Origin of the sequence: Thioalkalivibrio halophilus (genome assembly GCF_001995255.1) — a bacterium.
Classification (GTDB): Bacteria; Pseudomonadota; Gammaproteobacteria; order Ectothiorhodospirales; family Ectothiorhodospiraceae; genus Thioalkalivibrio; species Thioalkalivibrio halophilus.
In genome coordinates this window covers 1-10,777 of record NZ_MUZR01000020.1, presented here as the reverse complement: position 1 = coordinate 10,777, position 10,777 = coordinate 1, and the positions used below count along the sequence as shown (strand labels likewise).

General features: G+C 70.8%; 9 protein-coding genes. 8 read left to right on the top strand and 1 reads right to left on the bottom strand.

Features of this window, described 5'->3' with window-relative positions; genetic code table 11:
- Window positions 1-297: 297 nt before the first annotated feature.
- Window positions 298-1,068: an HAD family hydrolase gene (locus tag B1A74_RS06795; RefSeq protein WP_077244167.1), complete on the bottom strand. Its 771-nt coding sequence runs from the start codon at window positions 1,066-1,068 to the stop codon at window positions 298-300.
- A 125-nt stretch (window positions 1,069-1,193) separates the two neighbouring features.
- On the opposite strand from B1A74_RS06795, the gene dksA reads away from it, so the two are divergent.
- From dksA to B1A74_RS06760, 8 genes are all read left to right on the top strand, one after another.
- Complete coding sequence (gene dksA / locus B1A74_RS06790; RefSeq protein ID WP_018870927.1) at window positions 1,194-1,643, top strand: RNA polymerase-binding protein DksA; 450 nt, start codon at window positions 1,194-1,196, stop codon at window positions 1,641-1,643.
- Between the two features lie 57 nt (window positions 1,644-1,700).
- Window positions 1,701-2,633: a tRNA glutamyl-Q(34) synthetase GluQRS gene (gene gluQRS / locus B1A74_RS06785; RefSeq protein WP_077244166.1), complete on the top strand. Its 933-nt coding sequence runs from the start codon at window positions 1,701-1,703 to the stop codon at window positions 2,631-2,633.
- 1 nt (window position 2,634) lies between these two features.
- Complete coding sequence (locus B1A74_RS14320; RefSeq protein ID WP_018870925.1) at window positions 2,635-2,805, top strand: hypothetical protein; 171 nt, start codon at window positions 2,635-2,637, stop codon at window positions 2,803-2,805.
- Window positions 2,795-5,734, top strand: a complete 2,940-nt coding sequence (locus tag B1A74_RS06780; RefSeq protein WP_077244165.1) for a sensor histidine kinase — start codon at window positions 2,795-2,797, stop codon at window positions 5,732-5,734. The genes B1A74_RS14320 and B1A74_RS06780 overlap by 11 nt, the downstream gene beginning before the upstream one ends.
- Window positions 5,731-7,053, top strand: a complete 1,323-nt coding sequence (locus B1A74_RS06775) for a sigma-54-dependent transcriptional regulator (protein WP_077244164.1) — start codon at window positions 5,731-5,733, stop codon at window positions 7,051-7,053. The genes B1A74_RS06780 and B1A74_RS06775 overlap by 4 nt, the downstream gene beginning before the upstream one ends.
- The gene (gene thpR, locus B1A74_RS06770; protein WP_077244163.1) at window positions 7,050-7,622 is read left to right on the top strand and encodes an RNA 2',3'-cyclic phosphodiesterase; all 573 of its coding nucleotides are present in this window, start codon (window positions 7,050-7,052) and stop codon (window positions 7,620-7,622) included. The genes B1A74_RS06775 and thpR overlap by 4 nt, the downstream gene beginning before the upstream one ends.
- Window positions 7,619-8,146 carry a DsrE family protein gene (locus tag B1A74_RS06765; RefSeq protein ID WP_018946226.1) on the top strand — a complete coding sequence of 176 codons (528 nt, stop codon included), beginning with the start codon at window positions 7,619-7,621 and terminating at the stop codon, window positions 8,144-8,146. The genes thpR and B1A74_RS06765 overlap by 4 nt, the downstream gene beginning before the upstream one ends.
- 98 nt (window positions 8,147-8,244) lie before the next feature.
- The coding region (locus tag B1A74_RS06760; protein WP_208855985.1) for an ATP-binding protein at window positions 8,245-10,777 on the top strand (2,533 nt) is incomplete at its 3' end.

The window sequence follows — 10,777 nt, the reverse complement described above, 5'->3', positions numbered from 1 at the left end:
GCGAGACACGGTATCTACAGGACGGAACCCTGCCCCCCGGTAGGAGGCCGGCCCTCCGGCCGATTGTGCGTCCGGGCAATCTCCTGCGCCGGGTCGGCTCCTGCGCCGGGTCGGCCAGAGGCTGGCCTCCTACGACGGACGGAACCCTGCCCCCCGGTAGGAGGCCGGCCCTCCGGCCGATTGTGCGTCCGGGCAATCTCCTGCGCCGGGCCGGCTCCTGCGCCGGATCGGCCAGGGGGCTGGCCTCCTACAGGGCGAACCCTGGCCCCCGGTGGGAAGCCGGCCCTCCGGCCGATTTCACGACCGGGCGTGGTCGAGCCAGCGGCGCAGGGTGGCGACGTCCACCATGTCCCCGTCCAGCGCCACCCCGCCCAGCGACCGCGCCGGGGCCCCCGGTTCGCCAAAGCCGTCCAGCACGGCCAGCGCCCCGGAAAAATCCTGGTCGCGGGTGTAATCGTTGGTGGTGACGACCACCTCCAGCCCGGCATCACGGGCCGAGCGCACCCCGTTGTCCGAATCCTCCAGCGCCAGCGCGTCCGCGGCCGTCAGGCCCATCTCGGCCAGCGCATGGGTGTAGATGTCCGGGGCCGGCTTCTTCGCCGGGACGATATCCCCGGCCGCGATCACCTCGAAGCGCCCCGGCCCCTCCTCGCCCAGGGTCGCGCGCAGCAGCGCGGTCACGTTCGCCGGCGTGGTGGTGGTCGCGATCGCCAGGCGCAGACCGGCCGCGGCGGCCTCGTCCAGCAGGCGCTCCACCCCCGGGCGCAGCGGGATCGCGCCGCCCTCCAGCATCGCCACGTAGTGGCGGGTCTTGGCCTCATGCAGGGCCCGGATGCGGTCATCGATGCCCGATTCCTCCAGCACTCGGGGGTGGTCTTCCGTCAGGTACTGGCGGATGCGTTCCTTGCCGCCGGTCACGCGCAGCAGCTCGCCATAGCGCTCCATGCTCCATTCCCAGTCCAGTCCGGCCTCGGCAAAGGCCCGGTTGAAGGCCACCCGGTGGCCGTCGCGCTCGGTGTCGGCCAGGGTGCCGTCGACGTCGAAGATCAAAGCCTGCAGGGATGCCATGAAAAAACCGCCTCCGCGCGTAAATCAGAACATGTTAATGGGATGAAATGATGGCACACCACTTGCTCGTGCCCCCCTTCTCTGGTACTAAGTGCGCCTTAATTTCGAGCCGGAGAACACCCAGCATGGCTGAAGACGCCAACGCCAAGCCGTCCACGAAACACATGGTCGCCGGAGGCATCGCGCCCTACGAGCCGAAGCCGGACGAAGAGTACATGAATCCGGACCAGCTCGAGCATTTCCGCCAGCTTCTGGAGGCCTGGCGCGAAGAGCTCGCGCAGGAAGTGGATCGCACGGTGGGCCACATGCGCCAGGACGCGGCCAACTTCGCCGATCCGGCGGACCGCGCCACCCAGGAAGAAGAGTTCGGCCTCGAACTGCGCGAACGCGATCGCGAACGCAAGCTGAGCAAGAAGATCGACGAGGCCCTGCGCTCGATCGAGAGCGGCGATTACGGCTACTGCGAGGCCTGCGGCGTGGAGATCGGCATTCGTCGGCTGGAAGCGCGGCCCACCGCGACGCTGTGCATCGACTGCAAGCAGCTGGCCGAGATCAAGGAAAAGCAGATGGCGTGACGGGTCCCGGTGCGGCCCGCACCGGGCCGCACCCGCCCGTCCCCCTGCCCGCCCGGCATGTCATCCGCGCCCGACCGCCCGTACGTCGGCCGCTTCGCGCCCACGCCCTCGGGCCCCCTGCATGCCGGTTCCGTACTCGCCGCCGTCATCTCCTGGCTGGACGCCCGCGCGGTCGGCGGGCGTTGGCACCTGCGCATCGATGACATCGACCTCCCGCGCGTCCGGGCCGGTGCCGAGGATGCGATCCTCGCCACTCTCGACGTCCTCGGCCTGGGCTGGGACGGTCCCCTCACCCGCCAGTCGAACCGGGACGAGGTCTACGCCGTGGCCGTCGACCACCTGCTGCAATCCGGCCATGCCTTTGCCTGCGCCTGCACCCGGCGCGAGATCCGGACCGCCGGCGTCGCCGGCTGGGAAGGCCCGGTCTATCCGGGCACCTGCCGCCCGGGGCTGCCCCCGGGACGCGAGGGGCGCTCGCTGCGTGCCCGCGCCGCGACCCGTCACTGGACCGTGGAAGACCGCTTCCAGGGCCCCCTGTGCCTGGATCTGGAGGCCCTGGGCGGGGATTTCGTGATCCGCCGTGCCGGCGGGCTGCATGCCTATCAGCTGGCGACCGTGATCGACGATCACGAACTGGGCGTGACCGACGTGGTGCGCGGCATCGACCTGCTGGGGTCCACCGCACGCCAGCTGCAGCTGTATGCGGCGCTGGGGCTGGCCCCGCCGGAGCATGCCCACCACCCGGTGCTGGTGGGTGGTGACGGCGACAAGCTCTCCAAGCATACCGGCGCCGCCGGGGTGCATGACGATGCGGCCCGCCGGGTGCTGGCGCGGATCCTGGAGATCATCGAGCTGACGCCCTCGGATCCGCTGTGCCCCGATGCCCCGGAGGTCCAGCTGAATGAGGCCCTGGACCACCTCGCTCGGCGTCCACTGGCCCGGCGGCTGCCGCCTGCCAGCCACCTGCCCTGGCCCGACGGAGAAGCCTGACATGGACACCTCGCACGGCGTCCTGATCACGCTGCTGGGCGTGCTGCTGTTCCTCGGCCCGCCGGTGCTGTGGCTGGCCGGAGCCGCGCCGGCCTGGTGGTGGCCCTTCGCCATCTGGGCGGGCTTTGTCGGCGTGGTGGCACTGGCCACCGGACGGCGGCGTGACCCTTAGCCTGGGGCTGATCTATGCGGTGGGCGTGGCCTACCTGGCGATCCTGTTCGGCATCGCCTTTGTTGCCGACCGCAGCTCGCGGGTCGGCCGGCTGGCCGCCAGTCCGTGGGTGTTCAGCCTGTCGCTGGGGGTGTACGCCACCTCCTGGACGTTCTACGGCAACATCGGCTTTCTCGCCGAACAGGGCTATCTGTACCTGACCATCTATCTCGGGGTGACCCTGGCCTTTGCCGCCACCCCGTGGCTGCTGCGACCGCTGCTGCGCCTGACCCGCGAGCATCAGCTGACCTCACTGGCGGACCTGTTCGCGTTCCGCTACCGCAGCCGCCTGACCGGGCCGGTGGTCGCGCTGTTCATGCTCGCCGGAGTCCTCCCGTACATCGCCCTGCAGATCAAGGCGGTCACCGAATCCGCCGCAGTACTGACGGCCGAGACCCCGCCCCACCTGCTGGCGCTGGCGTTCTCGGTCACCATCGCCGCGTTCGCCATCCTGTTCGGAGCCCGCCACATCGCCCCGCGCGAAAAACACGCGGGGCTGGTGCTGGCCATCGCCTTCGAGTCGCTGATCAAGCTGATCGCGATCCTCGGCATCGCCGGGGTCGCGCTGTTCGCGGTGTTCGGCGGACCGGCCGGACTGAACGAATGGCTGGACGCCAACCCCGGGGCCACCGAGGCACTGTACGCCCCGGTGCGCGAGGGCGGCTGGTTCGCGATGATGGTGCTGGCCTTCGCCGCCGCCTTCCTCCTGCCGCGCCAGTTCCACATGCTGTTCACCGAGAACATCGACCCGCGCGCCCTGAACCGTGCGGCGTGGGCGTTTCCGGCCTTCCTGCTGTTGCTGAACCTGCCGATGCCGGTGCTCTACTGGGCCGGCGAGGCGGCCGGGCTCGCGATCGACCCCAACTACTACGCCATCGGCATCGCCGGGTGGCTGGACTCGGCCACGCTGGCGCTGCTGGTGTTCATCGGCGGGGTCTCGGCGGCCAGCGCGATGATGATCGTGACCACCCTGGCCCTGGCCCACATGGGCACCAATTACCTCACCCCGATCGGCCGGCTGCAGGAAGACGACGCGCCGGGCAGCAACCTGTACCGCCGCCTGCTGTGGGCCCGCCGCACCTGGGTGGTACTGATCATCGGTCTGGGCTACGCCTTCTACGGCGTGCTGCAGGTGGTCGAAGGGCTGGCCGAACTGGGCCTGATCTCGTTCGCCGCCGTGGCCCAGCTGCTGCCGGGGCTGGCCGGGCTGCTGTTCTGGAACCGGGCCACCCGCTTCGGCTTCCTCGCCGGCCTCGGTGCCGGCATCCTCGGCTGGATGTTCACCCTGGTGCTGCCACTGCTGGACACCGCCGGCATCCTGCCCGGCCTGCCGGACCCGCGGAACTGGCTGCAGGCCGGCCATCTCGACCCCTGGACGTTCGCCCTGACCCTCAGCCTGGGGGTCAACGCGCTGCTGTTCGTGGCGGTATCCCTGCTGACCCGGCCCAATCCGGAGGAGCGCGAGGCCGGCCGTGCCTGTTGCCCGGGCGACGCCACCGCGGGAACCGCCGGCGGGCTGCCGCTGGCCGGTGACGTGGGCGAGATGGAGACCGCGCTGGCCGCTACCCTGGGTCCGGGACCGGCGCACCACGAGGTGCAGCGGGCGCTGGACGAACTGGGCCTGCCGCGCCACACCCGTTCGCGCAGTGATCTGCGGCGCCTGCGCGAACGCATCGAGCGCAACCTCTCCGGACTGCTGGGGCCGGTGCTGGCACGCATGATCGTCGACCAGCACCTGCGCCTGGACGCCGCCGGCCGCCATACCCTGGGCGAGAGTCTGCGCCGGGTGGAGGAACAGCTGGAGACGCGCGCCCTGCCGCTGTCCGGGCTGGCCGCCGAACTGGATGCCCTGCGCCGTTTCCACCGCCAGATCCTGCACGAACTGCCGTTGGGCGTGGCCAGCCTGACCGCCAGCGGCGAGATCACCGGCTGGAACCAGGCCCTGGGCCAGCTCACCGGCATCCCGCCGGACACCGCCACCGGGCAGCCGCTGGACAGCCTGCCGCGACCCTGGCGGGGGCTGCTGACGGCGTTCATCGAGAGCCCCGACCGACAATGGTACAAGCTGCATCTGGAACTGGAGGACGGCGGGCGCCGCCTGAACCTGCACAAGTCCGACCTGCTGGATTCCGAGGGGCGGCGCGAGGGACGCATCATCCTGATCGAGGATGTCACGGACCGCGCCCAGCTGGAGGCGGAGATCGCCCACAGCGACCGCCTGGCCTCCATCGGCCGTTTCGCCGCCGGGGTCGCGCACGAGATCGGCAATCCGCTGACCGGCATCGCCTCGCTCGCGCAGACCCTGCCGCTGGAAGACGACCCCGACGAGATCCGTGCGATCGCCGACGACGTCCTGGCACAGACCCGTCGCATCAACGACATCGTGCAGTCGCTGATCACCTTCGCCCATGCCGAGGAACCGGCCGGCAGCCGGTTCGAAGACCTCGACCCCGCGGAACTGATCCACGAGGCCATCCGCCTGACCCGGCTGGCCGGCCGCAAGGACCTGCACTTCGTGACCTCCGGGCTGGACGCCCCGGGGCTGCAGGTCCGGGGGGCCCGCGGGCCCCTGCTGCAGGTCTTCATCAACCTGCTGACCAACGCCGAACAGGCCTCGCCCGAGGGGGCCACGGTGCGCGTGGGCGCGGAACGCCGCGACGGACGCGTCCGGGTGGTGGTGGAGGACGAGGGCACGGGCATCGAGCCCGACAGCCTGGACCGGCTGTTCGAGCCCTTCTTCACCACCAAGCCCACCGGCCAGGGTACCGGGCTGGGGCTGCCGGTCGCCTACTCCATCGTGCAGGATCACGGTGGTACCCTGACCGCCAGCAACCGCCCCGAGGGCGGCGCCCGCTTCCTGCTCACGCTCCCCGGAGGAGATCCGTCATGACGCGCATCCTGCTGGTGGACGACGAGGCCCCGATCCGGCGTGCGGTGAGCCGCTATCTGGTCCACCACGGCCTGACGGTGGACACCGCGGAGGATCTCGCCCGGGCACGCGGGCTGCTGGCGCGCGGCGAACCGGACCTGCTGCTGGCCGACCTGCGCCTGCCCGACGGCGAAGGCACGCAGCTGCTGGGCGAGACCCGCGCGCCGGTGGTGATCATGACCAGCTACGCCTCGGTGCCGTCGGCGGTGGAGGCGATGAAAAACGGCGCCGCGGACTACATCGCCAAGCCGTTCGACCACGACGCCCTGCTGCTGACGCTGCGGGCCACCCTGCGCCGACGCGCCGGCGCGCAGCCCGACGCGGACGCGGAGCGGGACACCGGCAGCGACGACCTGGGCCTCAAGGGCGACAGCCCCGGTATCCGCCACCTGCGCGAACAGATCCGCCGCATCGGACAAACCGAATCCACCGTGCTGCTGCGCGGGGAATCCGGCACCGGCAAGGAACTGGCCGCGCGGGCACTGCACCGTCTGGGGCCGCGGGCCAACGGTCCCTTCGTCGCGGTCAACTGCGCCACCATCCCCGAGGGCCTGGTGGAGGCGGAGCTGTTCGGCCACGCCCAGGGGGCCTACACCGGGGCCGTACAGGCCCGCACCGGCCTGATCGCGAGTGCCCACGGCGGCACGCTGTTCCTCGACGAGATCGGCGAACTCGCCCCGGCCGCCCAGGCCCGCCTGCTGCGCTTTCTGCAGGATGGCGAGATCCGGCCGGTGGGATCCAGCGAGGCCCGGCAGGTGGATGTCCGGCTGCTGGCCGCTACCCATCGTGACCTCGAGCGCATGATCGCCGACGGCGGCTTCCGCGCCGATCTGTATTACCGCCTGCGGGTGCTGGAACTGGCGATCCCGCCCCTGCGCGAACGACCGGAGGACATCGAAGTCCTGGCCCGGCATTTCCTGGCCGAACGCAGCTCCGCCGGCGGCCTGCCGGAGCTGACACCGGCGGCCCTGGAGCTCCTGCGCCGCCATGACTGGCCCGGCAACGTCCGTGAGCTGGCCAACGCACTGGAACGCGGCGCGGTGCTGGCCCCGGAAGCACGTATCGAGCCCGCGCACCTCGGCCTCGATGCCAGCGCGCCAGCCGCCAGCGGCCCCTCAGCCCCGGAGCCCCCGGCGAGCACCAGCCTCAACGACTACTTCCGCCAGTTCGTGCTGGAGAATCAGACCCGCATGAACGAGACCGAACTGGCCCGTGCCCTGGGCATCAGCCGCAAGACCCTGTGGGAACGCCGCCAGCGCGAGAACCTGCCGCGCCCGTGAACGCCGTGACTGTCACACCCGCCGAACGCCGGGTCTTCTTCGCCCTGTGGCCGGACCCGTCCACCCGCGATGCCCTGCATGCGCGGGCCCGGGAACTGCCGGGCCCGGGGCGTCCGGTACCGCACGCCCACCTGCATCTGACCCTGGCCTTTGCCGGCACCGTGGATGCGTCGGTCGCCGAGGCCCTGGCGCAGGCCCTGCCGGCGTTCCCGGCACATGCCGTGGACCTGCACCTGGACCGCTACGGGCATTTCCGCGGTGCCCGAGTCAGCTGGATCGGGCCCTCATCCATCCCGCCGGCGCTGGAGACCCTCGCCAGCGCCGCGGCCCGGGCCTGCCGTGCCGCCGGGGTCCGGCTCGAAGAGCGCCCGTTCCACCCGCACGTGACCCTGCGCCGCCACGCGCCGACGCCGCCCGAAGTCGAGGCACCGGCCGTCCCCGTGGTCTGGCATGCAAACCATCTGGTGCTGATCGAATCCGGTCGTGACGGCCACCCCGGCCCCTATCGCGTGCTGGCGGAGCGTCACCTGCTATCTTCAAGTAATGCATCCGACGGAGGCGACCGATGACACACGACCATTCCCCGATCTCCAGCTCGATCTCCGGCCTGTTCCGCGGTCTGGCGCTCCTGCTCCTGCTGGCCCTGGCGCTGCCCGCACTGGCGGACAAGCCGGGCGACGATCGCGCCATCGACGGACTCGAGGAAGGACGCATCCTCTGGGACGTGACCCTGGGCGATCCCGAACGCCTGATCGCCCGTCTGGACGTGATCCTCGAGACCCGCGAAGACATGCAGCGCCAGGGCCTGGAACCGCACATGATCTTCGCCTTCCGTGGCGGGGCTGCCGGACTGGTCGCGGAATCCACCGATCATCTCGACCTCGCCGACGCCGACGCGGTCGAACGCCTGCACGACCGCCTGCAGGACCTGCAGGGTCTCGACAACGTGCACATGGAGGCCTGCAGCATCGCCACCCGGCGCTTCGATCTCGGACAACGGGACCTGCTGCCCGGCATCGAGCTGGTCGGCAACACCTTCCTGTCCATCATGGGCTACGAGCGGCAGGGGTACAGCACCATCCGCATCGACTGACACCACCCCGCCCAACCCTGGTGCTCCAGGGGTCATGCAGCGCCCCGGCCAACACTGGTATGATCCGAATGGCCGGTGGTCGGCACGGGGGGAAGGCCTTGGCGCAACTGGAGATCACGACGCTCGGGACCGAGCGGGTCAGCGTGGACGACCGCGAGATTCCGGCCCTGTCCGGGACCAAGGCCGGGCTGCTCCTGATCTATCTGGTCGCCGAGAGCCCCCGCCGTGTCCCGCGCCGCGAACTGGCCGAACTCTTCTGGCCCGAACTCGATTCCAACAACGCCCGCGTCAATCTGCGTCAGGGCCTGTTCCAGATCCGCCGCCACCTGGGCGACACCCTCGCGGAAAACCTGCAGGCGGCGACCCGCGACGTCGGCTTCCGGCTCGACGATCGCTGCCACGCCGATTTCCTCCGGATCACTGCCGAAGACACCTCCCTCGCGACCGCGTACGTCGCTCCGCCCGAAGCCAGCCCGGATGACGCCCTGAACCTTGCCGACCGCGAGCTGGCACGCCTGGGACTGTATCAGGGGCATTTCCTCGCCACCGACGCGGTGGCGGAAGGACTGCCCCGCCTGGAAAACTGGGTGCGACAGCAGCGCGAAGCCCTGTGGTCGCATGCGCGCGCCTCGGTCGAGCGCCTCCACGAATACCTGCGTCGCGCGGGCGAACCGGAGCGCGGGATCCGCGAGATGCGGCGGCTGCTGGACCTCGCCCCGGCGGACGAGGCCCTGAATGCGGTGTTTCTGCGGACCCTGCTGCTGGCCGGCCAGCCGGCACGTGCCGAAGAACACTATCGCCGCGTGGAACAGCTCCTGGAAGAAACCGACGGCCACGCCCCCGGGCCGGCGCTGACCGAAATCCGCGAACAGCTCGAACGCGCGCGCGATGAAGGTGCCGCGCAGCGGACCGACCGCGCTCCGGCCTCTGCCATCGGCCTGCGCCAGGAGCGCCGCCGGCTGGTGCTCGTGGTCTGCGATCTGCGGGCCCCCGAACACCTGGACATCGAAGAACAATGGGAACGGATTCGTACGGCGCTGGAAACGCTGGACGCTCTGTTGCTGGCGCATCACGGCCACGTAGTACGCGCCCCGGGACAGGGCCTGCTGGCATATTTCGGCTACCCGGCCGGGCGCGAGGAGGCCATGATGGACGCGGTCCGGGCGGCCTGGCAGGCCCTGGGCACCGCGCCGTCCGGGGTCGAACTGCGCGCGGCGGTGGACATCGACACCGTGATCACCGGTGACGACCCCGACATCCCCGACCCTGCCGGCCGTTTCACCGCACGCGTCCAGGCCATCGCGCGTTCCCTGCGCCCCGGCATCCTGTGGGTGTCGCCCGAGCTGCGGGAAAACCTCGAAGGTTTCTTTGAATTCCAGCCCTGGCGCGGACGTCCCGGCGGCTTCCGGGTCATCGAAGACCCGGGTCCGCGCGACCGCGTGGATGCGCGCCCGGCGACCCGTCAGGCCCCGCTGGCCGGCCGCGATGCGGAACTGCGCCGCCTGCGGGGCGAATGGGACCGGGCGCGTCGTGGCGGCTCCCGCTGGGTCCTGATCCAGGGCGAGGCGGGCATGGGCAAGAGCCGTCTGGCTCGCGGCCTGGCCGAACAGGTGGATGGTCACGGCGTGGTCCGGGCCCTCAAATGCCGCGAGGACACGGCCCGCCAGCTGCTGGCCCCGGTACGCCAGACGCTGGGACGATGGGCGGCCACACGCAACCGCCAAGTGGCGGCCGAACGCCTCCTCCGCAGGCTCCTGCAACGCCACGGCGAAGCCGCGGAAAAAGCCGCCGCCATCGCCGGCTGGCTGACCCGGCCCGCCACGCCGGACCATGAACTGTTCGGCTCCGGAAACGTCGACCGCGACCACCTGCTCGACGCCCTGGTGGACCTGACCCTGACCGGCATGCGCGGCCGGGCTCTTCTGCTGATCGTGGATGACCTGCACTGGATGGATTCCGCGACTTCCGAATTCCTGCGGCGACTGAACCACCGCAGCCGCGATGCCGCCCTGATGGTGGTGCTCACCGCGCGCATGAGCTATCGCAGCGAATGGCGCGACGTGGAGATGGAGTCCATCGTTCTGCAGGGGCTGGACAATGCGGCGGCCGGGCATCTGGTGGCCGCGCTGGACCCCGGCCAGGCCCTGCCACGCGCGGTACGCGACAAACTGGTCGCGCGGGGCGAGGGCGTCCCCCTGTTCCTCGAGGAGCTGACCCGCTTCGCCCTCGAACACGGGCACCCGGGCACTCCCGGCGATGAACTGCCCCCCGGCCTGAACAACCTCCTGATCGCGCGCATGGAACAGCTGGGTCCGGCGCGCGAACTGGCGCGTGCGGCAGCGGTCATCGGGCGCGATTTCAGCGTCAACATCCTGGCCCGGCTGCTGGAACGCTCCACCGATGACGTACGCCAGCAACTGGGACTGCTGATGCGCAAGGGGTTTGTCGAACCCGCCGGCGCCTCCGAGGGGAGCCTGTTCCGTTTCCGCCATGCGCTGTACCGGGAAAGCGCACTGGAAGCCATGCTGCGTTCGGAGCGCTCCCGGCTGCACGACCGGCTCGCGGATCTGCTGCAGGAAGAGGCGGAACGTCCGTACGGCACCCCGGCCGGCGGCCGGGGTGCCGTACGGA

Bases quoted from the DNA above. Each gene is read 5' to 3' on its own strand.
- B1A74_RS06795 (WP_077244167.1), bottom strand. From the start codon at position 1,068: ATGGCATCCCTGCAGGCTTTGATCTTCGACGTCGACGGCACCCTGGCC.
- dksA (WP_018870927.1), top strand. From the start codon at position 1,194: ATGGCTGAAGACGCCAACGCCAAGCCGTCCACGAAACACATGGTCGCC.
- gluQRS (WP_077244166.1), top strand. From the start codon at position 1,701: ATGTCATCCGCGCCCGACCGCCCGTACGTCGGCCGCTTCGCGCCCACG.
- B1A74_RS14320 (WP_018870925.1), top strand. From the start codon at position 2,635: ATGGACACCTCGCACGGCGTCCTGATCACGCTGCTGGGCGTGCTGCTG.
- B1A74_RS06775 (WP_077244164.1), top strand. From the start codon at position 5,731: ATGACGCGCATCCTGCTGGTGGACGACGAGGCCCCGATCCGGCGTGCG.
- B1A74_RS06765 (WP_018946226.1), top strand. From the start codon at position 7,619: ATGACACACGACCATTCCCCGATCTCCAGCTCGATCTCCGGCCTGTTC.